The 22,666-nt window shown below is 27.9% G+C and carries 21 protein-coding genes and 1 pseudogene; 2 read left to right on the top strand and 20 right to left on the bottom strand.

The features are described 5' to 3' along the window. Window positions 1–9: 9 nt before the first annotated feature. From Q0881_RS14800 to Q0881_RS14730, 14 genes and pseudogenes are all read right to left on the bottom strand, one after another. Window positions 10–618, bottom strand: coding sequence for a phage tail protein (locus Q0881_RS14800; protein WP_299161880.1), 609 nt, complete (start codon window positions 616–618; stop codon window positions 10–12). Further along, a complete protein-coding gene (locus Q0881_RS14795) occupies window positions 611–3,505 on the bottom strand; it encodes a hypothetical protein (RefSeq protein ID WP_299161878.1) in 2,895 nt (964 codons plus the stop codon). The genes Q0881_RS14800 and Q0881_RS14795 overlap by 8 nt, the downstream gene beginning before the upstream one ends. Window positions 3,506–3,739: 234 nt before the next feature. Continuing rightward, complete coding sequence (locus tag Q0881_RS14790) at window positions 3,740–4,288, bottom strand: hypothetical protein (protein WP_299161875.1); 549 nt, start codon at window positions 4,286–4,288, stop codon at window positions 3,740–3,742. A 28-nt stretch (window positions 4,289–4,316) separates the two neighbouring features. Further along, window positions 4,317–4,763 carry a hypothetical protein gene (locus Q0881_RS14785; protein WP_299161873.1) on the bottom strand — a complete coding sequence of 149 codons (447 nt, stop codon included), beginning with the start codon at window positions 4,761–4,763 and terminating at the stop codon, window positions 4,317–4,319. Window positions 4,764–4,855: 92 nt separating this feature from the next. Beyond that, window positions 4,856–5,476: a hypothetical protein gene (locus tag Q0881_RS14780; RefSeq protein ID WP_299161871.1), complete on the bottom strand. Its 621-nt coding sequence runs from the start codon at window positions 5,474–5,476 to the stop codon at window positions 4,856–4,858. A gap of 56 nt (window positions 5,477–5,532) precedes the next feature. Further along, the gene (locus tag Q0881_RS14775; RefSeq protein WP_299161868.1) at window positions 5,533–5,769 is read right to left on the bottom strand and encodes a hypothetical protein; all 237 of its coding nucleotides are present in this window, start codon (window positions 5,767–5,769) and stop codon (window positions 5,533–5,535) included. 460 nt (window positions 5,770–6,229) lie between these two features. Next, window positions 6,230–6,919 (bottom strand): annotated as a pseudogene (locus tag Q0881_RS17890) (AraC family transcriptional regulator); the annotation flags it as partial. A gap of 767 nt (window positions 6,920–7,686) precedes the next feature. Further along, window positions 7,687–8,535 carry a glycosyl hydrolase family 18 protein gene (locus tag Q0881_RS14760; RefSeq protein ID WP_299161866.1) on the bottom strand — a complete coding sequence of 283 codons (849 nt, stop codon included), beginning with the start codon at window positions 8,533–8,535 and terminating at the stop codon, window positions 7,687–7,689. Between the two features lie 30 nt (window positions 8,536–8,565). After that, window positions 8,566–10,230: an FAD-dependent oxidoreductase gene (locus tag Q0881_RS14755; protein WP_299161864.1), complete on the bottom strand. Its 1,665-nt coding sequence runs from the start codon at window positions 10,228–10,230 to the stop codon at window positions 8,566–8,568. A 29-nt stretch (window positions 10,231–10,259) separates the two neighbouring features. Then, a complete protein-coding gene (locus Q0881_RS14750) occupies window positions 10,260–11,333 on the bottom strand; it encodes a linear amide C-N hydrolase (RefSeq protein ID WP_299161861.1) in 1,074 nt (357 codons plus the stop codon). A 71-nt stretch (window positions 11,334–11,404) separates the two neighbouring features. Further along, complete coding sequence (locus Q0881_RS14745; protein ID WP_299161859.1) at window positions 11,405–11,911, bottom strand: hypothetical protein; 507 nt, start codon at window positions 11,909–11,911, stop codon at window positions 11,405–11,407. Window positions 11,912–12,100: 189 nt separating this feature from the next. Then, entirely contained in the window at window positions 12,101–12,847 is a 747-nt protein-coding gene (locus tag Q0881_RS14740; protein WP_299161857.1) for a response regulator transcription factor, read from the bottom strand. Window positions 12,848–12,849: 2 nt separating this feature from the next. Further along, on the bottom strand, window positions 12,850–14,562 hold the full coding sequence (locus Q0881_RS14735) for an ATP-binding protein (RefSeq protein WP_299161854.1): 1,713 nt from the start codon (window positions 14,560–14,562) through the stop codon (window positions 12,850–12,852). Window positions 14,563–14,631: 69 nt separating this feature from the next. Then, the gene (locus Q0881_RS14730; protein WP_299161852.1) at window positions 14,632–15,132 is read right to left on the bottom strand and encodes a hypothetical protein; all 501 of its coding nucleotides are present in this window, start codon (window positions 15,130–15,132) and stop codon (window positions 14,632–14,634) included. A 328-nt stretch (window positions 15,133–15,460) separates the two neighbouring features. Between Q0881_RS14730 and Q0881_RS14725 the strand changes: the two genes are divergently transcribed. After that, window positions 15,461–16,045 carry a sigma-70 family RNA polymerase sigma factor gene (locus tag Q0881_RS14725; protein WP_299161849.1) on the top strand — a complete coding sequence of 195 codons (585 nt, stop codon included), beginning with the start codon at window positions 15,461–15,463 and terminating at the stop codon, window positions 16,043–16,045. A 246-nt stretch (window positions 16,046–16,291) separates the two neighbouring features. Here Q0881_RS14725 and nth read toward each other — a convergent pair whose 3' ends face one another. Then, entirely contained in the window at window positions 16,292–16,942 is a 651-nt protein-coding gene (nth, locus tag Q0881_RS14720) for an endonuclease III (protein WP_299161846.1), read from the bottom strand. A 34-nt stretch (window positions 16,943–16,976) separates the two neighbouring features. Between nth and bcp the strand changes: the two genes are divergently transcribed. Next, window positions 16,977–17,429, top strand: a complete 453-nt coding sequence (bcp, locus tag Q0881_RS14715) for a thioredoxin-dependent thiol peroxidase (protein ID WP_299161843.1) — start codon at window positions 16,977–16,979, stop codon at window positions 17,427–17,429. 33 nt (window positions 17,430–17,462) lie between these two features. Here the strand turns inward: bcp and Q0881_RS14710 are convergent, their stop codons facing one another. Genes Q0881_RS14710 through Q0881_RS14690 form a run of 5 tightly spaced genes read right to left on the bottom strand, consistent with a single transcriptional unit; the run spans window position 17,463 to window position 22,592 of the window. Continuing rightward, on the bottom strand, window positions 17,463–18,398 hold the full coding sequence (locus Q0881_RS14710; protein ID WP_299161840.1) for a sterol desaturase family protein: 936 nt from the start codon (window positions 18,396–18,398) through the stop codon (window positions 17,463–17,465). A gap of 28 nt (window positions 18,399–18,426) precedes the next feature. After that, window positions 18,427–19,068, bottom strand: coding sequence for an alpha/beta hydrolase-fold protein (locus Q0881_RS14705; RefSeq protein WP_299161837.1), 642 nt, complete (start codon window positions 19,066–19,068; stop codon window positions 18,427–18,429). A gap of 4 nt (window positions 19,069–19,072) precedes the next feature. After that, window positions 19,073–19,399, bottom strand: a complete 327-nt coding sequence (locus tag Q0881_RS14700) for a hypothetical protein (RefSeq protein WP_299161834.1) — start codon at window positions 19,397–19,399, stop codon at window positions 19,073–19,075. 2 nt (window positions 19,400–19,401) lie between these two features. Beyond that, entirely contained in the window at window positions 19,402–20,661 is a 1,260-nt protein-coding gene (locus tag Q0881_RS14695; RefSeq protein ID WP_299161831.1) for a dihydroorotase, read from the bottom strand. Continuing rightward, a complete protein-coding gene (locus Q0881_RS14690) occupies window positions 20,658–22,592 on the bottom strand; it encodes a BatA domain-containing protein (protein WP_299161828.1) in 1,935 nt (644 codons plus the stop codon). The genes Q0881_RS14695 and Q0881_RS14690 overlap by 4 nt, the downstream gene beginning before the upstream one ends. Between the last annotated feature and the right edge of the window lie 74 nt (window positions 22,593–22,666).

Raw genomic sequence — 22,666 nt, 5'->3', positions numbered from 1 at the left:
TATATACTGTTACAAAGAAACTGTATGATTAAATTTTGGTAGTTTATAAGTATATTTTATCAAATAATTGACAAACGTATTGGTAGGCCTTGTTTCATATTGACTTACTTTTATAGAGGAAGCATCTGTTTCGCTAGTAGGTATTCCTGTATATGCTTTACTATTAACTGTAGCTGTACCACTACCATTTTCTCCAGGAGCCGGAGGTCCTATCGGTTTGGTATAAATATGTTGGTGTGTTTGTAAAGCATCTTTTTGAGTAGAGCCTATACCATTTTTCGTTCCTCCTGCTGCTGCTGTACGGTCTTCTATACTAGCTTTATCAGTATCAATACCTCTAAGAAATTGACCTCTTAAATCTGGGAGGTTAAACATTAAGTTTTGCTCAGATCCAGAAGAACCATAAAGATTTCCTAATGCAACATATAGCTCAGGGTATTCACTAGCTTTTAATGAAGAACCGTCACATAACATCCATCCAAAAGATTCTATAGGTTGTGTTGTTGGCGGACTACTATTTTGTTGAGGATTTATATAGCTAGCTACATTGCCCGCAAAAGCTGTTATTGCACCCACTGGTAGAGTTGTATTAAATAAAGAAAAATTGGAATCATTCATGGTTTTCTATGTTTAGTTTTTTACTGTTTTGAAGAATTTGCATTGAGGTAGGAATCAGTACTTCCCATGAGTCTATTATTTTGGGTAAATATTTAGCAACGTGGAATGTTTTTTTTAGTTCATATATAATTGATAGTTGATCTATATTTATAGTTCCATTTTTATTAATATTATTAAAACAAGGAGCTAAACTATCTTTTGATGTCCAAACAGTGCCTGTGCTTAAGAAATAAAGGAAACCATAGTTAAACACAGGAGATATTGGAATAATAATTTCAGCATAACTTGCTTTAAGAAAAGCAGAGAAAAAATCTGGAGATAAAGAAGAAACAGAAAAAAAACCATTATGATTATCATACTCATCAAAAAAGGTATAAGACATTTCATTCCATTCGAGAGCACTATTTAAATATTGTATGATTTCTGATTGATTATATTCTAAGGAATTATTGACATCAGAATTAATCATGTTTATGGGAAGGCCTTTAACCTGTAATGTATTTTGAAGTAATTGTTTTCGAATATTTTTTTCTAATTCTCGTTTAACAATAGAACGCTCAGTAAGAGGATTTATAGTTTCTTTTTTTGTGTTTGAAGTACCTATAGTTAAATTATATGCTGTTTCTTTTTTTATATAAGAATCATATAAAAGTTGGTACATTTCTATTTGCCAGGTTAAAATAGTTTTTGGTAGTGGTACGCAAGAAATGTTTACACCCATTTGAAAATCTGTTTCTGAATTTGGTGGTGACATTTGAATACTTGGATTGAATACAGCACTAACAGCAATATTACTTTGTTCATTATTTAATGAATTTAATTCTCTAGTACCAGTAACAGAAGATGATCGACTAAAAGTAAAGGTATTTTGTCCTAAAAAGCCATTAACAATACTATCTGTTTCTCCTGAACCGAAAGCATATTCTATGGTTGCAGCATTAGCATAATATAGGCTAGGTAATGCTATTAGTTTACTTTGTGAAAGCGTGATGATGTCAGAGACAACGATTTTTTCTTGTGGATATAAAGGAATTTTTTTTAATTCATAATACTGAGATGCTATTAGATAATTATCTTTTGTAACATCTTGATAGGTATAAATATTAAAATCTTCAAGTGTTTTTGGTTTTTGAAGGTTACTTCCGTTTAAAATTTTAGTTTGTTTTATATACGCAGCTGCTGGATTAGGGATACTAAAACTAAAAAGCATGCGATTACCATAATTAATTACTTTGGTTTTATACACTTTATTTAACCAACAATAGATACCATATACAGGATTCTTATTGTTGCTATTATTTACTGTACTAATAGAAGTATCTTCTAATTCTTTTAACTCAGTATATGCTCTTACTCTATTTATTTTTTCGGATACTCGCTGTGTTGTTTTATTTAAAACTTTTTTAGCAAAAGAGGATAACTGCTTTTTATCTGGTGTTTGTGTGGTTTGTGTTTTAGTATATGAGCCTTTGATTGTTATATTTGTTGGAGGCCCATATGTTGAAACTAAACCAGGATCGGGATAATTAGTAGTTTCAGTAGTTTCAGCTATGGCGTTCCATAATTCTTCACTAAAATCATTGTTATTCTCATTATTCGAAGTAAAAGAGTCATTTAAAGACACTGTTTTTGAAATCTTTTTATCTACAACACGATCTAGTTTTCTATTAATAATTTTTCTTTTCTCCCCAGGCATAATATTCGTTATACTTGCTAGTTCACCTATTTCGTAGCGAAGTAATTTATGTTTAACTAGTTGTAAATCACCAATAGCATAGGGTAAAATAGTATTGGTAATACTAATAGGAGGAGAAGAAGGGTAAGGAGGTAAAGGAAATATTTTTTCATCTAAAACTATGGTTGCATTAAATAGGGATAGTAATGTAGTTTGAGAAATTGTTGTATTATTTTGAGAATGATCTAAATGGTTAAATACAACTTCTAAAAAATTACAAATAGTTAATACTTCTATTATTGACATCAAGTTATCATTTTCGTAACCCATTTCTATAATTAAAGCAAAATAAGATTCCCATAGTCTTTCTTTATTTTCTAAATAGATTGTTGTTTTAAGATAATTTGAAAAATCAACAATATCCGTTTTAAAAAAAATACAGGTTTGTTCTATTATTTGACTTAAGTTCTTTTCTTTAGTTAAAAAGAAAAAAAAGGAATTGAAATTATTAATATAGCCATGTAATGATGCAAGATTATCTACATATTGTAATTCATAAGGAGGCTTTCCTTCAATAAAGGAAGTGGCTTCAGTAAACATTCCTTCTCGGTTGTTTACGGATTTTAATGAAGACAATTTATTAATAAAGGTAAAAAGAGGAGGGCTTTTAATAAACGGTTTATAATAAAAAAAGTTCCATAAGCGTTCAGAGTTATTCACCTTTGGCCAACCTGATAAATAAATATATGGAAACAGATCACTAAAAGTATCAGAAGTAATTATTGGAGTTGTAATATCTGTATTACAGTTCTCAATAATAATATCGTCAGGAATAGGAGTTGGAATTTTTGGATTAAAACTTATTAGAAAACCTTCAGTGTGCCACGCATAATTTGTGCTTTCTTTTTTGTAATAATAGAAATCTGCAAAAATTCCTAAAGTGTCTGTAGAATTAAAACTACTAAATTTTTTTATTTCTAATGTTCCTTTTATAATGATTTCATTTTTAAAAGTATGATGTATAATGGAGGGTGTAGAAATAAAAAGGTTCTTCGGAGTGTAACTATCTTGTTTGTTTTTTTTCCAAAAAACTTTAGATGAAACTTGATATTCTGTTTTGTCATTCCAAATTGGAGTTTCGAAATGAATTACTAAATTATCATCAAAGGTGGGGAATATTGTGTCTTCCCATATTTTTATTTCTACCTCCATTGTGTGTAGTTTTAATATTCTTATTAAACTGAGCTTATTTAAGTTTTAGCTAAAATTGTTTCCGAGAATTAAAAAGAAAACACTTGTATTTAAGAGTGTTATTTTCTTGATATACAATCAATATTGTAAAGTCAATTTGTAATTCTATTTTATTTAAATGTGATTTGTAGAAGCCTCGAATTAACCATTTTTCATTAAAAAATATAACATAGCGTGCTGTTTTTAATTAGACTCTTACCATTTTTCTATTGTTTCAAGTTGAATTTTGTTAGCAACAAGGGTTAAGTAAATTGATTTTAAGCTTGTAAAGTCAATATTTAAAGAAGGTTCTTTAGAATTCAATTTTGAGACGCTTATAACCGTGCCAATTTGAAAGTTGAGGTATTTTCCTTTAAAATATTGTTCTTCAATAAGAAAATCTCCTCTGTAAATTTGTATAGCTATAAATTCATTTCCTTTTATTTGTTCATAATCAATAATCTGTTTTCCATCTCTATAACTTTGTTGTATTGAAATAATCCCATTCTTAGAAATTAAAAAGAGTTTATTTAATGTAGTATATACAGTTTTTAAGTTGTAAAATACTGTTGTGCTTCCTGATATTTTTACTAAACGAAAACTTAAATGCCATAAAATTTTTATTTTACAAGACCATTTGTATTGGCAATTTTTTACCCAAATATTTTTTTTTGTATTGGCTAAGGATTTGTTTCTATCTTTTTGAAAGAAAGCAATATTATTATTTCCAATGGATAAATTTGTAAAATGAAAGTTTGTATACATAAATTGAAAGCATATATTTATTTTAAACTTATTCTTCTAAGTATTCTTTAAATTTTAAAATAAAACCTAATTCTTCTCTAGTTCTATTTGTTTCTCCATATCGAAATTGTATACGTAAATAGATTCCAGTAGTTGTAACATGAAGTTGTAATTTTCCTAGTCCGTTAAAATATATATCGGTTACTGTAAAATTAGAATTCGGTTTGGGAGGAGATACTTTGTTATCTTCAGGAATAGGAATATCGTACCAAGCTCCTGTTTTACTAAGAGTAACTTTACTAGACACTCCATTGGGGTCCTTTGTGTAATCAGTTACTATTGCATCAATAGAAATTAATTCTTGCTTGGTAGGAGGACTTGTTTGAGGGCTATATTTAGTAATGGCTTCAATTTTAATTCCATTGTAAGGAACTTGATCATGGTTTTGTTGTTTCCAGTCTCCTGAGTACCAAATATTATTATAAGTATTATTCATTTTTAAATTTTTATTAATGAGATATTTTATAAGAATGATTTATGATAAGAAGGCATGTATGACCATGCCTTCTATACCTAACCTAAAAGTAATTACTGATTGATGTTTTCTAAGGTAAAATTGAAAGGCTCAGAACTTTTTCCAGGTCCTCCACCTGACATTACTATATCTGCACTTGTAATTCCAAATAAATTAATTTCTGAATTAATTTGTGAAATTATAGCAGAGTTCATTACATCTCCTTCTTCTATTTGTGAAACAACACCGATGTAAATTTTTGGTTGGAACTCAAAAACAGCTTTTTGCCCAGGAGCTAAACCAGTTTTGGAAGCTAATAATTTCCCGTCTCTATAACAGTTTGCATTGATTGCTCCACTAGCTAAATTATTTCTTACTTCTACTTCATTAGAGCTAGTAGCAGATGTAGAAGATTGTTTAAGGATGTCTCCAGACGTATCCTTAATCATATCAAAAGCATTTCCATTTGAAGCAGTTAATTGAGGTGTAAAGTTCCCATATGAATCACTTGATGATACTTGAAATTGCATAGGGTATGTAAATGGATGATTGTCTAATCTTCCACAGTTTTCAATTACTTTCCAAGCAATTGCAATTTCTCCAAAATCTTCGGCAACATTTTGTTGAAAAATTACAATACTACTATTGTTTGTATCTGCTGATTTGTTAACGAAGTTTAATTTAATTTTGTCCATGATTATGTTAATTTTTTATAAAAAGTTTGTTTTATATTTATTTTAAGTGTTTTTATTTAAGACTTAACCCAAGCATTACCATTCCATTTAAATTCTTTGCCTAAACTTGGTTTGTTTTGATGAGATTTAAAAGGACCAGCATGTATGTTTTGTATGCCTTGGCTTTGAAGGTATGCTGTCACATCAATTGTGAATTTGTTTGCTTTATAATGATTATGATCGTCTTGTTTGCCGTAGCAAAGACTATCACCAGGGCCATCATAAGTAAAGTTTTGAACATTGTAAGATGCCATAATTATTTTTTAAAAAGGCTATAGATTTTAGATAAGATCTATAACAAGTTAGTATAAGCCATTAGACTTTCTAATGATCTTTATTATTTTTCACAGACCTATTTTAATCTTTTTAAGAAGTGTATAGGTATTGTGTGAAAATTTCAAAATCAAATAGCGCAACATTATTGTATTTTCTTATAAGTTCGATATATTATATACCATGTACTTTTGTCGGGGGACTATCATTTGAAATTTACTTTTTTCACATCCTAATCTGCAGCTTTAGTTTATGAAATTAAAAACTCTAATTGTACAATTATTGAATTCTTATAGTTCAAATGTACAGAGAGAGAAGTGCTTTTTTTTGTACCGATTATGCAACTATTTTACAATTTGAACTATTGTTGTTTTTAAGTAGTTTTTAAAATAAACTCTAATTACTTTAAGTTATATGAGGTGTGTTGTATTTAGCATAAAACTAATTGAGAATTTGATTTATTTTTGTTTCTTTTAATTTTTTTATGTACGAATAAATAGGAGTTATATTTTTATACTCACCAGGAGAACAACCAAATGTTTTTTTAAAATAGCGAGAAAGGTGAGCAGCATCATAAAAACCTGTTGAATAAGAAACTTCAGTAACAGACATGTTGTGTATGTTAAGAAGTTCAGCAGCATATTGTAAACGTAAATCTCGTATTAATTTTAAAGTTGAAAAGCCAAATAACTTTTTAACCTTACGGTTAAGATTAGATGAAGACATGAAAAGTTGCTTTGATAAATCTTCAATAGAAAATGATTCATTATCAAGGTTATCAATAACTATTGAAAATAAGTTTTTTAGCCAGGTATTTTTATTTTTAATTAGAACTAACTGATTAAAATAATTTTCAGTAAAAGGGAGGTTCCAGTCAATAAGTTTAGTTTCTGATTTAATACAATTTTTACGATATGTTGATGGAGAAGACCCATATTCATGTTTAAATTTACGACTAAATGTACTCAAGCTATTGAACCCACATTGAAATGCGATTTCTTTTATTTGATTAGAACTTAAATTTAAAAGTTGTTTGGCTAGGTCCATTTTGTGTTTTAAGATTAGTTTACTAGGAGAGTAACCTGTTTGTTCTAATGTTTTTTTATTGAGTTGAGATTTGCTTATTTGTAATAATTCAGCTAATTGAGAAACTCCAAATGAAGCATCTGTTTTTTTTCCTGAATAATAATGTCAATTTTTTTGACAAAATTTATGTCGGTAATAATGATGTTGTTTTTGTTTATGATTTTTTTCATTTGTATTAGTTTTTTAAATATTTGATTTAAAACGTTAATGTTATTGTAGGCGCAAAAGGAGAATGTTGCAAGCAACAAACTCAGGTTTTCAACCTCTTATTACATGTATTTATCTTTTATAAAAGCCTAGAATTGAACGAAACGTTATTGTTTTATTTAAATAGCTTTAATGGATTAAATGCAATAGCGTTATTTTTCAGAAAATTTGTTTATACAGTAGAGTAGAGTGCTATATAGTTTTGGATTCAAATTATTAGAAAATTTATCCCAAATAACTTTATGTTAGTATGATAAAATGTTGTAGCTAGTTTATGATAATGGATGTTGATGTATTTTATTAACATTTATAAAGATAGAGTCTGTTGAAAATTATTTTTCTATTAACAAAGCTCTATTAGTAACAATCTATATTATGGTAATTTCTAATTTAACCATTGGAAACTAACTGATAGAACTATTTGTTTTTATAAAACTACTTTTAAAATAAAGCAAAAATCAGGTTAATGTTGTGAGGAGATTTTTTTATGTTGTGAGTAGGTGAAAGACTGTTATGAATGAGGTTTAAAATTATATTTAAATAAAAAAGAACTCCAAATATTAAATTTAGAGCTCTTTTTATGTTTATACAAAAATGAGAGTATTTTATATTGGAATATTTACTTTAGAAATCCCCATTGTTTTTGATATTGCTATACCCCAGTTGCCATTAATATCGCTATCTACTTTCCATCCCATTATACCTCCAAATTCTACTTTATTTATTATGGCTTCGTTTAATATGTTTTCGAATTTATTTATAGGGATATATCCAGTATTATTTACATCGGCAGGAGTAATTGGTTTCCCTATTATTAATTTATGAGCAGGCACTCCTTGTTTTAGAATACTTTGTGTAGAAGTAGGGTTTTTAATAGCATTATATTGTTCATCAAATAAAGAGCTGTAATTTTCATAAGATTGGTATTCCCAGTTACCTTGATTATAATATTGAATGTTATAATAATCAATTATTCCGTTAGTTCTTGTTTCTATTTCGCTATATCCTCCGTTAAACATAAAATATGGAGCCTGTGGAGCATGAGAAATTTGTAAAGGATAATTCTTTTCTTTACTAACTTGATGTACTGTTATAGTGGTATCAACTAACCATTGAATTGTTTGTGAGTCCATTGCTATATTCTCTATATCTAAATCGACCCCATCAAACTGATGTTGTATTGCAAAATTAGCAAGAGCAGTTCCATAATTTTTAGGATCATAATTTAAAGGATTTAGATATTCTCCACCAGCAGCTAGAATACATTTTTTGTTTTTATTTTTTAAAAACTGAATAATTTCAGGGTTGCTTACAGTGGCTTCTGCAGCTCCTATGACTCCATTTGTTGGGTCTTGCCAAAAAGAAAATAAAATATCTGTATACCCTTCGCATTTGTTTTCTACATCAGCTAATGTAACCCAGTTACTAAAATAGCCTATTACTTTTTTTGTCATAATGTTTTGCTTTTAAGATTATATCTTTTTTTAAATAATTGTTTTACGTGTTCTAAAGTGATTATATGGATCTTTAGATTGATTTTCTTTTATTTCTTTTAAACGTTCGTAACTTTTATCAAAGTAAGTTTTGGTAGGTATTGAACTATCTTTAAAGCTAATAAAAGCTCCAGAGGTATTTGGAATATCAAAGTTTCTACTAGTTTCAATCCAATCTAATGCTCGGTTGGTTCTATCATAAACAAAATTATTTTGAAACTTTTCTTTTTCTTCAGTTTCTGTATTCCACCAACATTGGTATTGTATGGTATATAGCTTGTCTTTATAAGGAAATGCACTGTTAGTTTTAGCTATGTTTTCTGTGTAAAAATCACCAATTATTGCACCTAAAGTAACATAGGTAAATAGACCTAAAGCTCTATTACCGTCTAAAATTAAATTAGAAGTTAAGCTTTTTAATAGTTGTTGATATCCATCTTTATTATTAAAATTTAATCCATCTTTATCAACTAAACGAGAAGTAATTTTATGAGGAGCTGCTAAGTCCTCATCTGGTTGTAATGGTGTACCTTGAAGTAAATTAAGTTTGCTTAAAATTTTAGAATGAGATTCTCTATCCCAATTACTCATTAGGTTTTTACCATATCTGTTTGTATGATGAAAATCTGCACCAGTAGCAGGTTCAATAGTGAACTGATAATTTGATAAAATGCCTTGGAAATTATCATTAATAGCATCTGTTAAACTAGTTTCATCTCCTTCCCAATATCCATAAAAAACACAATTGTGAGCTATAGATTCTGTATCAATTGGAGTATTGTTATTCCAAGCTCTTCCGTTTATTTTTAAATTAGTTCCAGTTAATCTAGGAGTATTTTTTGAAGCTATGAACTCTTCCCATTTTTTCAATATTTGTATAGTAGGAATATTTCCTTCTATTAAATCTGGTTGTTCATCATTGTATGGATTCCATTCAATTTCAAATCGATGTAAAACTTTAGGTAAAGGAAATGTTTGAATGCGTAATTCTGTAACAATTCCATAACTCATACCGCCACCACCTCTAAGAGCCCATAATAAATCAGGTACAAATCCAGTTTCAGAATCTACATTTAAATTAATAAGCTTTCCGTTTCCTAATAGAATTGTAGCACCTACTAGATGTTCGCAACACATCCCCATTTTTCGAGTCCATGGTCCCCAACCACCACCCATGGTGAAACCAGCAATTCCTACAGTAGCACAAGTACCATGAGGTATCATAACATTACTGTCTGCTAGGATTGAGGTTAACGACTCAAATCGAATTCCTGGCCCTATTTTAGCTATTTTGGTATCTGAATCTATTGTTACACGATCCATTTTTGAAACATCAATTAAAACTACGTTTGTGCCATTGCATTCTCCAGCATGATCATGTCCACCAGCACGAACTTTAATTGGAAGTTTGTTTTTTATGGCAGTATTATAGGTTGCTTCAACATCTGATGCTGTTTCACAATACACTATAACAAACGGGTTGAATTGTAAACGCCTGTTAAAAATTTGACTTTTAATATTGTGTTCATATACATTTTGTAAATCGCCCCAATTGGTTGAAATATCAATATTTGAAGGAATTATTTGATTAAGCTCTTTTAAAAAAGAATCTATTTGTTCTTTTAATTGTGCTGTAATAGTTTCTGGTTGTATCATAATAAAGATTAGTTGGTTAAAATTTTTTATTAAGGTTTATTTTTTTCAGCTTTAAAAGGATCATCAGTTGTTTTAAAGTTTCCATTTTGAAAACCATATAAAGGAACATTTATAAACTCTTCATTTTTATTTTCTAATACAACAATAAGTTGTGAAACAGAGGAAGGAAAAAGTTCCATTTGATTTAAGTTCATCCATATATCCCCAATGGTACGAGCATTACAGAAATAGTATGTTAAATCATTATGACTGGCTATAGTTGTCCAAAGTGTTTGAGCAATATTTGGATATTTTAATAAACCTGATTTAAAATTAACTGGAACGGAAGCATTCATAACTACTGATTTTGATTGAGCTAAAGAATCAGAAGTGTTATTAGTTGGATTTAAATGATTTAAATAATATGAAGCTCTAGCAAATCGATCTGACGGGAATGGACCTCCAGGTAAAGTATAACTAGGAAAATTATTTTGATTGGTCCATTGCCATCTCCAAAATTGATTTAATTCAATTTGTTTATCATAAGATGGTTCATTGGTCATTACTCTATACTCTGAACTTTCATGTATATGGTATTCACCATTATACACTTCAATAATGGCAGAGTTTTTAAATTTATCAGAAACAGCTAGATGTAATGCCGCAGATTTTTCGGTTCCTGGTACTTTTCCTCCTATAAGTTGAATTTTGGTAGTTGCGTTATCATTAAACTTATTTACTACTTCTTTTACGGAGCAACAAGTGTCTAAAACAAATTGTATCCAACGTAATACGTCTAAATTCTTACAAGAGGTTCCATCTTCACGATCATAACTAGCATTGCTATCGTATAATAAATTTGCAACGAGCCCTTTAGAATTTATACCATCAGAAGCTCCAAAAGGAGCTTCAGTTCCAACCATAGTAACAATACTGTCATATTTAGCAGTCCAAATTAATGAATTTTCATTCTGAGGATGAGTACCAGTTCTCACTAAAGGTTTATTGTTATCTATTTTAAAAGCAAAAATTGAGGTAGCCATTTGAGTAGCCCAGTCCATGTTTCTAGCTGTAGTTAAGTAATTATCCTCTTCGTTAAAATTATTAAATATTCTTGTACACATATTTTATTTTTTTGTAATTGAAGTAATTTTGTAGTAAGTCGTAGTAGATTGTATTATTCTTATATTTTTAGTTACTGCTTTTCTTCAGTAATATAAAATAGTGGATAACGAGGATCTTCAGATACAAACATTGTTGTACCATCTTTAGTGCCTCTTACTGGGATAGCAATTTTTTTTCCTGCAAGTGCAAATAAGGAATCGTCTTTTTCTCGCCAAATAGCAATGTCAAACTCAAAAAAGGTATGACTTTCGGCAAAAACTTCTCCATTGCCTATTCCTATATGATAATCTAACCAACGTTTCTTGTACTTACCATTTTTAATTTCATAAGTATTATATCCATCTTTAGCGTATTTAGTTCTCTTTACCTCAAAAATAGTTGCATCTTCTTGACTTAAATCACAAACAAAATTTTTACCGCTTTTTTTAGTCATTCCCATATAACCTCTTTCGGTAACTATACCTAAAGGATTTTTCATACTTAATTTTAATTTGATTTTTGTTCCAATATCAGCGTTAATTTTCTCTTTTATTGAACTATCTATTGTTTGTAATGTTTCTTTTTGTATTGTTTCCATGTTAAATGATTTAAGTTAAAAAAACTACTTATCGCGCTATTTGTAGTTTATTTAGATAAATTTACTGTTTAAGACACTTGAATTTTATAGATATGTTGTGAATACATTTTTTTTTGTAGTAAAGCAAAAAAAATGACGTATAAAATATACGTCATTGTGGTTTGATTAAGTAGAAAATTGTTTTTGTAGTTATTTTAAAATAGCAAAAGATTTAATAGTTTCTTTGTATTTATCACTAAAATAAATGACATGTTTCCCTTTTAAGAGTAGAGAGTTTTCTTTTAATCTAATTTGTTCAATAGAATCAATGTTTACAATGTATTTACGATGTACCTGTTTAAATAAATAGTTATTTAAATAAGTATTTATTTTCCCTAAAGAAATTTGAATTATAAATTTTTCATGCTCAGTAACTATGTTGCAATACCTGTTGTCAACCTCTATGTAAATGATATTAGAAAGTATTACTTTCTTTAATGAATCTCTTTTTTTTATAAATAAATAATCATCACTAATTACTGTGTTTTGATTGGTGCTAGCGAATATATTTGTTTGATCGTAAAACTTTTCGATAGCCATTTCAATAGCATACAAAATTTCTAATTCATTAAAAGGTTTTAATAAAAAACGAAAAGGTTTGGTTAGTTTGGCTCGTTCAAAAATATGCCTGTCTTTAGACCCTGTTAAAAATATAAAAGGTTTTAATGATTTTGGAACAGTAGAAATTGTTTCAGCAAAAGTAATTCCTTCTGGATTCTCTCCTAAAAAAACATCAATAATTACAAGATCAACTGTAAGTTCATAAAAAAGTGACAGAGCTTCTTGATAGTTATGACCAATACCAACTACATTATATCCATTTTTTTCTAAAATAGATTTCAGCTCCATAGCTATAATGCTATTGTCTTCTACAATAAGTATGTTTATATTATCCATGTCTAATTAGATTTTTGAAAACTGATAATCATTTTTGTACCCATATTTTTGATGCTTTCAATTTTAAATTTTGCGTTATTTTTTAAGATTAGTGTTTTACAGAGATGAATACCTAAACCAGTACCTATTTCTTCTTGATTTCTTTTTTTATGAAGTAAAGATGTTTCTTTTAAAAGGTCTTTTACAGTCTCTTCACTCATTCCAATACCAGTATCTTCAATTACTAAAGACTCTGAATTGTTATTACTATAAAAATTATAGACAGATATATTATCATTTTCATTTGAAAATTTTATAGCATTATCTAATAAATTTCGGATAATAATTTTAAGAGAATCTATATCTGCAAGAATAAAAGTAGCTGGAGTTATTTTATTTGTGAAACTAATATTTTTAGTTTCAAATAAAGGTTGATAGTTAAAAGCAACCTGCTGCATTATTGAAAATAAATCGACAGATTCTATTTGAAAATAAAGTTGCTTAGTTTGCATACTAGCCCAGTTTAATAAGTTTTCTAATAAATTATAGGAACTGTTAGCTATGGCAGCATTTTTATTTACAATAATGTCTAGTGTATTATAATTACGATTTTTAATTTCTGTCAACAGATGAGAATTACTCTTTTTTAAAAGGTTAACAGATGAACGTAAATCATGACTAACTATAGAAAAAAGTTTATCTTTTGTTTTATTTAATTGATTTAGTTCTTCTTTCTGGTTACTAATTATTTTATGAGTTTTACTTTTTTGTCTATATAAATAAACTCCACTAATAAGCAGTAAAATAAGTAAGAAAGAGGATATTATAAATCCGTTTCGTTGAGATATTTTTAATCTGTTTTCAGCTTCTAATAAATTTATTTGCTTTTGCTTTTGAGAAACGGCAAGTTTTTTCTCTACTTGTGCAACTGCCCAAATCTTATTTTGATTGTTAAGAGAATCTTTCCACCTTTCAAATTCTTTTCTATACACAAGTGCTTTAACAAGATCTTTTCTGTTTTCTTCCACAACCGCCATATTTAAAGCGGCTTTTCTTTTTATTTTAAAGTCGGATACTTTTTTAGATAGTAGATAAGCTTTATTAAAAAAAGGTATAGCATCTTTATCTTTATACTGCTCATAGTATACATTAGCAATATCCATATAAGATCCTATTAAGAGTAAAGTATCTTTCTTTTTTTCTTGGAGGTTAGTGCTGTTTAATAAATATTCTTCAGCTTCTTTAAACTTAGATAAATGAAAGTAACAAAGTCCTATATTATGATAAATAGCACTTTTTTGTGGTTTATATTTAATGCTAGCATAATCTTTCTCTAAATTAAGAAAGATATTTAACGCCTTTTTATATTTATTTTGATGTAAGTATATTTGAGCAATAGCACCTCTGGTATAATGAAAGAAAGGGAAATTAGAAGAAATTAATCGATATTCTTTTAAAGATTGATTAAAAACATTTTTCTTCTTAAAACTTCGAGCCCTTAGATAATAGATATAATCTAGTAACTTTTTATCATTAGTTTTTTTTAATAAATTATAAGAATAAATTAAAGTTGAATCCCATTCTTTTTGCTTAAAAAAAGTATATACTTTTTTTAAGTCTATTTTTTTATGATGTTGGTCGATTGTCTTTTCAAATTCTAAAGACAAATCACCTTTTTCTTGTGTAAAGAGATTTATAGTAAATAAGAATACTATTATAGTTCTTAAAATATGCATTTGTTACGGGGGGTAAAAATTATATAAAAGAAACAGGCTCTATTTAGAGCTTTTATTATAGACTAATGGTTAATCTGGAGTGGTATCCTGAACAGTAGTTTCTGTTCCTCTAGAAGTTTTAGGGTCTATATCCCATAAAAATGTTTGAACTGTTTTAATATTTTCTAAAGAAATACCTTTTGGGAAATTAGTTTTATCATTAGTTGTAAATTCAATAACATACGCTAGATAATTATATTCAGTTTTATCTTCCTTTATAAGAGCTATATCGTCTTTAGTAGAATGAATAAAAAATTGAAGTTTACAATCTCCAAAATCACTTATGGAAAATAACTGAGAAACGTTTACCATAGAGGAAGTTAAAGAAATTGTTGAGTTTAAAAAAATAAGAGTTTTAACATTAATTGAACCATCTTGATTTCGTTTTGCTTCTACAAGAGTAGGTAAGGGGTATTGTTGCTTTGACAGACCTTCATAAAAAATGTTTCCAGAAGGTTTAACTTTTATTACTGATGAAATTAATTTTCCAGGAGGGTAAATTATATTTTCGGTAGTGCTGTACTGAGTCATAGTTTCGGAGGATTTGGTATTAAAATATTTTTTAAATTACGTTTCTTGTAAATATATAAAAACATAACCTAGAAAATGAAAATAAACTTAGTTAAAAAACCTCTAATAAAAAATATTACAAACACTTATTTTAAGGTTATAAATATTGAAATTATCAATGTTTATGTAAAAAAAATAAATTATTCTTGTATTTTCACATAAAAAAAGCAATATTTGTAACTAGTTATTAATCAATAAATAAAAGCCTATAGCTAAATAATTACTTTTAATAAACATACCCCTTAACCAAAGAAAGCCCTTGAAGGATTTCTTTATAAAAGTAATTAAGATGCATAAAAACGATGTAAGTGATAGTGTATTAGTTAAAGACTACATTAACGGAAAAGAGTTAGCAATAGAATTATTGATTAAGCGTCACCAACAACGCCTATATAGTTTCATATATAGTAAAATACAAGATAGAGACACTACAGAAGATATTTTTCAAGACACTTTTATAAAAGTAATTAGAACACTTAAAAAAGGGAGTTACAATGAGGAAGGTAAATTTTTACCTTGGGTTATGAGAATATCACATAACTTGATTATCGATTATTTTAGAAAAAGTAATAGAATGCCGACATTTAATAATACAGATGATTTTGATATTTTTTCTGTTTTAAGTGACGGGGCTTTAAATGCTGAGAATAAAATTATAAAAGATCAAATACTATCTGATGTTAAAGAATTGGTAGAGGAATTACCTGAAGAACAAAAAGAAGTTTTGAAAATGCGTATTTATAATGATATGAGTTTTAATGAAATATCAGAAAATACAGGAGTTAGTATTAATACAGCTCTTGGTAGAATGAGATATGCATTAATTAATTTGAGAAAGATTGTAGAAAAAAATAAAATTATTTTAGTTAATTAAACAATAAAAGTAAAATAGCATCGTTAAATAATTGAAAATAAACAAATAAGGGAATTATATGATGCAAATTTACTCTGAAAGATCTTCGGATTTTAAAATGAAACCTAAACAAGAAACAGTTCAATTTTTGATTAATTTTTCTAAATCGCTAAAAGTAGTTAAAACCAAATCAAACTATCTCATTGAATTGAATTTGAATTAAGAGTGGAAAAAGCTTCAACAAATGTTGAAGCTTTTTTTATGAATTTATTTTTTATAATATTCTTCTAGAACAGATTTTCTTCCAATGGTTTTTGTAATTATATCATTATCCAACTTCCAACCACGTGCAGGTGAATATTCTCGTCCGTACCAAATTATTTGCAAATGTAAATCATTCCATAGGTCTCTAGGAAATAATCGCTTAGCATCCTTTTCTGTTTGAGTAACACTCTTTCCATTAGATAAATTCCAACGGAAAAGTAATCGATGTATATGTGTGTCAACAGGAAAAGCAGGAACACCAAATGCTTGACTCATTACTACGCTGGCTGTTTTATGACCAACAGCAGGTAATTCTTCTAAATATTCAAAACTCTGAGGAACTTCACCATTATGTTTTTCAATCAAAATTTTAGATAACCCATGGATTCCTTTAGATTTCATAGGAGATAATCCACAAGGTCTAATAATTTCTTTAATCTCTTCAATAGTCATTTTTACCATGTCAAAAGGATTGTCTGCTTTTGCAAAAAGTAAAGGAGTAATTTGATTTACTCTAATATCTGTACATTGAGCAGATAATAAAACAGCAATAAGTAAGGTGTACGGATCTTTATGATCTAATGGTACAGGTATCTCTGGGTATAATTCTTCTAGTGTATTTATAACAAATTGTACTTTGTCTGCCTTGGTCATTTTCTATATCTTTAGATCCACAAAAATACAAATTATGACTACATTAAAAATAGGAGATAAAGCACCCAACTTTGAGTCGGTTGATGAAAAAGGAAATTGTGTAAAACTTTCAGATTATAAAGGTAAAAAATTAGTGTTATTTTTTTACCCCAAGGCAAGTACACCAGGTTGTACAGCTGAAGCATGTGATTTAAGAGATAATTATCAAACTTTTTTAGCTAAAGGTTATGATGTATTAGGAGTAAGCGCAGATTCAGCAAAACGCCAACAAAATTGGATAAATAAACATGAACTGCCTTTTCCTTTACTAGCAGATGAAAGTAAAGAAGTAATTAATGCTTTTGGTGTTTGGGGGCCAAAGAAATTTATGGGACGTGAATATGACGGAATCCACCGCACTACTTTTGTAATTGATGAAAATGGAATAATTGAAGATGTAATTTCAAAAGTGAAAACTAAAGAACATGCAAATCAAATTTTAGGATAAAAAAAACCGAGCTTTATGCTCGGTTTTTTATTGTTATTTATTGTTTATTAATTCTTTTTGAAGTTGTTTACTTGTCTTAGAACTACCATCATGACTCCAGCCTGGAGGCATAAAAACATATTTTAAACGAATGCCAATTGGTAAATGTTTCTTGCGATTGAAGAAATCTTTAAAAATTTCTTTCCATTCATGAAAAATAATATTAATAGGACCTTTGTCTTCTAAAGGTTTAGTTAATCCAAATTTAAGTTTTTCATATTCAACTTCATCTTCTTCTGCTTGAAATGTACCAAAAATTCTATCCCAAATAATTAATGCCATCCCCATATTTTTATCCAAATACTTTGTGTTTGAAGCATGATGAACTCGGTGATGTGAAGGTGTAACAAAAATGTATTCCCATATGTTTAAGAAAAAACCTAGAACACCTTTGCGTTTATTCCTTTTAATAAAATTAGTATGACACAAAGTTCCATAATTCTGATTCATTGCATAAGCAAACATAATATGTAATGGAGCGATTCCTAAAAGAATTAGAGGAATCAAAAACATGAATCGATAAAAAGGTTGAAATACAGGAGAACGGAAACCAGTAGAAATATTATAATATTCAGAATTATGATGTGTTACATGAACTGCCCAGAAAAAACGAGAATGATGATCTACATAATGATGAATATAATACAAAAAGTCTTGGCCTAGAAAAGCGATTAACCAGTACAAAACACCAGTATTTTCCCAAGTAATTAGTTTATAGCTGTAAAAGAAATTCATTACAATAAATGAAATTCCATACATTAAACCATCTAATAAAACATTAGTTATGGCAAAATATACATTGGTAGAAACATCTTTAAATTCGTAATTTTTAGCTTTTCTTTTGTAGCTAAAATACATTTCAATAAAAATGGCTAATGCACAAATAGGTATAAACCACTTGTAAGCATTTTGATGCGTGAAAATATCCATTAATTAATTTTTTGGCAAAGTTATAATTTTATTTCAATCGTTGTTCAATCCAATTCTTAAAACTATAAAAATTTTGTGGAGCAACTCCATGCCCAACAGGATATTCTGAATAATCACTTTTTAAGTTATAGCTGCTTAAAAGAGTTGGGGCTTTTCTAGCCCAAGTTACCGGTAAAACTTGATCTACAGATCCATGTGAAATATAATAATCTGTAGTAATAGTATTATTAATTTCAGAAGGAAGTATATCTTCGTTAATATATCCACTTAAAGCAATTACATGCTGTGCTATGTTTGGATAGTTAAGACTCAAAGCGTAACTTAAAATAGCTCCTTGACTAAAACCTAAAAGAAATGTTTTATCAGGGTTTGTATTGTACTTGTTTTTTATTTCATTAATAAAAGAAGCAATTTTAATCATTGATTCTTTTGCTTGATTTAAATCTGAAAATTTTTCATTATTCGCATCAAAATTAATTGCATACCAAGCATATGCATCAAATCCCATACTGTATGGAGCTTGAGCACTTACAATTAATAACTCATCTGGTAATTCTTCAGAAAATGAAAATAAATCTCTTTCGTTACTCCCATATCCATGTAATAAAATTAAAAGGGGAGGGTTGGTAGAAACCTTTTTAGGTTCTCGTATAATATAATGTAAACTCATATAATTAAATTCCTTTAAACCAGTCTTGGAATTGTTCCCCAATAAAAGGAACTAATTTTTTTTCTTCATTAAATGCAGCCATAAAACTAATAAGCCAAAAAACAAACAAAACAAGTCCAACAATCCATCCAGCAAAATTACCTAGGTATTTATATACTACCCAACCATTTATTGCAGATAAGATATGTAAGCCTATCATTTGTCTTATGTAAAAGCTTGTAAAGGAGTTTTTTGAATTCATATTTAGTACAAATGCAATTAAGGTTCCAATAATCCAAAAATGGCTAATTATGGCATTTGTTTTACCTTTGTTTGCGGTTATATTTTCCATAATTAAGAGTTTAGAATAAGTTGATTGTTATTATAAATACCATAAACAGTCCCTTTTAATTCTTTATTTAAGAAGATGCTATTTTTAGAAGTAGAACTAATATTCTTTTCAGAAAAAATAAAATTCCCTTCCGGGTTGAATATAGATAAACAAGCTTTTTGATTTTCTTCTATCGAGTTTTTCTCAATACTAAAACGTTCTTTCGGGTTATGTGATAAACATTTTACAATAGTCTCAATATCTAATACAGAATTTAAAGCTCCAAATGCACTTTCTAAACCAATAGTACCGTCTTTTGCAGTAGAGTATTCTACTTTTTTATGTTCTATGTCAATAGGATTATGATCGGAAGTAATCATATCTATAGTTCCTTCTTTTAATCCTTTTATTAAGGCTTTAGTATCTTTTTCAGTTCTTAAAGGTGGACTTACTTTTTTATTTCCATCAAAACCATGAAGTTCTTCATCTGTTAAAACTAAGTTATGAACGGTAACACTACAAGTAACATCTAGTCCTTTTTTCTTAGCTTCTTTAATTAATTCAACAGATTTTTCAGTAGAAATAGTTGGAATATGAAGTTTACCACCGGTATATTCTAGTAGAAATAAATCACGAGAAATTTGAATTTCTTCAGCCAATGAAGGTATTCCTTTTAAACCTAGTAGCGTACTATTTTTTCCTTCGTTAGCAACACCTTCTCCAGCTATGGCAATATTTTTAGGGAAACTTAATGCTAATCCATCAAAATTTTGAGTGTATAATAAAGCTATTTTTAACAAATTGTCATTAGTAATAGGTTTGTTATAATCGCCAAAAGCAATAGCACCAGACTGTTTCATGTCGTATAGCTCTGCCATTTCGATACCTTTACTTTGTTGTGTTAAAGTACCAATAGGGTATAAGTTGGTGGCAAATCCATTTGCTTTATTAATTAAAAACTCTACTGCAGATTTATTATCTATAACAGGATTTGTATTCGGATTTACAGCAACCTCAGTAAATCCACTTTTGGCAGCGGCTAATAACCCATTTTTTATAGTTTCACGTTCTTCGTATCCTGGTTCTCCAAAAGAAACACTGGTGTCGAACCATCCGGTTGAAACATGTAAGTTATCAAGTTCTATAATTTGATATTCTTTAGTAGCTAAAATCGAATCATCAATTTTAGTAATAATACCGTCGGTAATTAAAATATCTTTAGTTTGTTTATGGTAAGAGCTGGTGGCATCAATAATAGTTGCCGATTTTAGCAGCGTTGTCATGGTTTAAAAAATTTTAAGATCAAAATTTCTATGAGCAAAGATACAATGGCTAAAGCTAAAAACCATTTCCAAAGCCATTGAATTTTATTTTCATTATTTATGTCTTCTAAAGTGTTTTTTACTGAAGTTGAAATAGTTTGATTTGTAGCAGATGAAATACCTAAGAAGTTTAAATAACTTTCAGTTTTAGGATAATTATATGCTATGTTTTTAAGAATGTTTTCTTGTTGTTTGATGTTGTAAAAACCAGCTTTTAAAGGTTTACTTTTAGTAGTGATTCTAATTTTATTTTGAAAAGTTTGTTGTAATGGAATAAATGAATTTTCACTATTAGAAATAGTTAGAATCTCATCTTTCCCAAATTGTTTATTAATATCAATACTATTATTATTTCCTATAGTATAGTAAAGTTCTGATAATTGTAAACTTTGTTTCCCTATATTATAAAAGGTAGGTACAATTAAAGGAGAATTAATAAAATTACTATTCTCTTTTGTCAAAGGAGCCGCTACCCAATAGAATGTAGAATTAGATAAATTAATTTGCTTAATGAAGCCTTTTTTATTTTCAAAAGAAATTAAATTACTAGCATTATTTAATTGCGTTACGAATGATTCTTTTACAAATGGATATTGAAAATTTTGAACTTTCTTTTCAAAAACATTTTTTAAAAGAGGATGATTATAATTAATATCAGTAATTTTTAAACTATCCTTTTTCTTGGATAATAATTTACCAATTTTAAAACTATTAAATAATTGATTGTATGATGAAATTGCTAAGTTTTTATTTGGAATAACAACAATATTTCCTCCTTTGTTGGCATAATCAATTAAAATATTAGTAAGAGTTTGTGGTATACTAACAAGCTCATTTAAAATAATTAGGTTTTGCTTAGGAATTAAATTATAGTTGATGTTTTTACTATTTAATGTTGTTAAATTAAATTCATCTTTAGTATATATTCTATTTAAAAAATTAGCAGGCTCCCCAATAGTTAAAACATTAATTTTAGTGCTTGTATTAATGGTAAAATAAAAAGAGTTATCAAAGCTATATGTATCACTAAAATTAAGATCAATTTTACCTAAAAAATTTATAGGTTTAACAATAGAGAAAACAACTTTTTTAATTTGGTTTTCTTCAATTGAAAACGTTTGTTTGTTTATTAATTTAATGTTGTTTGATATAGATATAGGAATATTTTTTTGTGCCTTCCCTTGATTGTTGATAAGAATATTTATATTAAAATTAGAAGAACCATTATCATTTATAAATAGACTATCAATAGCTATATTATTTTTTAACTCAGGAGTAAGTTTTACAAAAGAAACAGGAACGTTTAAATTACTAAATTCATCTTTATTACTATTTTGAAAATCAGAAATAATAATATTTTTAGATAAGGAGTTTGTTGTTTTGTTTTCTGTAGAAATTTTTAATAAAACATCCTTAAAACTAATATTTTTAGAAGTGTTAGAAACTTTAAGTAAAATAGTTTTTAAATCAGCAGCAGTTTTGTTTTTATAAAAATTATTATTTGTTAGTAAAGAATAAGTAACACTTTCTGAAAGGTTTTCTATAATTTCTTGAGAGGCTATTTGTAATAAGTTTCCTTTTTCACCTTTAGTATTTGTACTTAAAGAATTATCTAGGTAAATAAAGATTTTCTTCTTTTTATTAATAGCATGATTACTAAAATAAGGCTGAGCAAAAGCTAAAATTAAAGCAGTTAAAAGGAGCAATCTAGTAGTAAGAATTAACCATTTTTTTATTTGAGAACTTTTACGTGTTTGTAAAACTAATTTTTGTAAAAAAGCAACATTGGTAAACGGAACTTTTACAAATCGTTGTAACTGAAATAGGTGTACTAATACAGGAATAATTAAAAGCCCTAAGAAGTATAAAATTTCAGGATGTTTAAACAGCATAGATATTTTTTTACTAAATGTAAAAATAGCTAAAATGATGATTAAAAAAAGAATGTAGTTAAAAAACTGTTAGA

Source organism: uncultured Tenacibaculum sp. (genome assembly GCF_947494125.1).
In the GTDB taxonomy this organism is placed as follows: domain Bacteria; phylum Bacteroidota; class Bacteroidia; order Flavobacteriales; family Flavobacteriaceae; genus Polaribacter.
The sequence above is the reverse complement of the archived record's forward strand: the minus strand, read 5'-3'. Positions and strand labels throughout refer to the sequence as shown.

Excerpts from the sequence above, each read along its gene's own strand:
- nth (WP_299161846.1), bottom strand. The coding sequence starts at position 16,942 with ATGACCAAGGCAGACAAAGTACAATTTGTTATAAATACACTAGAAGAA.
- bcp (WP_299161843.1), top strand. The coding sequence starts at position 16,977 with ATGACTACATTAAAAATAGGAGATAAAGCACCCAACTTTGAGTCGGTT.
- Q0881_RS14725 (WP_299161849.1), top strand. The coding sequence starts at position 15,461 with ATGCATAAAAACGATGTAAGTGATAGTGTATTAGTTAAAGACTACATT.
- Q0881_RS14795 (WP_299161878.1), bottom strand. The coding sequence starts at position 3,505 with ATGGAGGTAGAAATAAAAATATGGGAAGACACAATATTCCCCACCTTT.
- Q0881_RS14780 (WP_299161871.1), bottom strand. The coding sequence starts at position 5,476 with ATGGACAAAATTAAATTAAACTTCGTTAACAAATCAGCAGATACAAAC.
- Q0881_RS14785 (WP_299161873.1), bottom strand. The coding sequence starts at position 4,763 with ATGAATAATACTTATAATAATATTTGGTACTCAGGAGACTGGAAACAA.
- Q0881_RS14705 (WP_299161837.1), bottom strand. The coding sequence starts at position 19,068 with ATGAGTTTACATTATATTATACGAGAACCTAAAAAGGTTTCTACCAAC.
- Q0881_RS14735 (WP_299161854.1), bottom strand. The coding sequence starts at position 14,562 with ATGCATATTTTAAGAACTATAATAGTATTCTTATTTACTATAAATCTC.
- Q0881_RS14730 (WP_299161852.1), bottom strand. The coding sequence starts at position 15,132 with ATGACTCAGTACAGCACTACCGAAAATATAATTTACCCTCCTGGAAAA.
- Q0881_RS14790 (WP_299161875.1), bottom strand. The coding sequence starts at position 4,288 with ATGTATACAAACTTTCATTTTACAAATTTATCCATTGGAAATAATAAT.
- Q0881_RS14745 (WP_299161859.1), bottom strand. The coding sequence starts at position 11,911 with ATGGAAACAATACAAAAAGAAACATTACAAACAATAGATAGTTCAATA.
- Q0881_RS14760 (WP_299161866.1), bottom strand. The coding sequence starts at position 8,535 with ATGACAAAAAAAGTAATAGGCTATTTTAGTAACTGGGTTACATTAGCT.
- Q0881_RS14775 (WP_299161868.1), bottom strand. The coding sequence starts at position 5,769 with ATGGCATCTTACAATGTTCAAAACTTTACTTATGATGGCCCTGGTGAT.
- Q0881_RS14750 (WP_299161861.1), bottom strand. The coding sequence starts at position 11,333 with ATGTGTACAAGAATATTTAATAATTTTAACGAAGAGGATAATTACTTA.
- Q0881_RS14695 (WP_299161831.1), bottom strand. The coding sequence starts at position 20,661 with ATGACAACGCTGCTAAAATCGGCAACTATTATTGATGCCACCAGCTCT.
- Q0881_RS14755 (WP_299161864.1), bottom strand. The coding sequence starts at position 10,230 with ATGATACAACCAGAAACTATTACAGCACAATTAAAAGAACAAATAGAT.
- Q0881_RS14740 (WP_299161857.1), bottom strand. The coding sequence starts at position 12,847 with ATGGATAATATAAACATACTTATTGTAGAAGACAATAGCATTATAGCT.
- Q0881_RS14800 (WP_299161880.1), bottom strand. The coding sequence starts at position 618 with ATGAATGATTCCAATTTTTCTTTATTTAATACAACTCTACCAGTGGGT.
- Q0881_RS14700 (WP_299161834.1), bottom strand. The coding sequence starts at position 19,399 with ATGGAAAATATAACCGCAAACAAAGGTAAAACAAATGCCATAATTAGC.
- Q0881_RS14710 (WP_299161840.1), bottom strand. The coding sequence starts at position 18,398 with ATGGATATTTTCACGCATCAAAATGCTTACAAGTGGTTTATACCTATT.
- Q0881_RS14690 (WP_299161828.1), bottom strand. The coding sequence starts at position 22,592 with ATGCTGTTTAAACATCCTGAAATTTTATACTTCTTAGGGCTTTTAATT.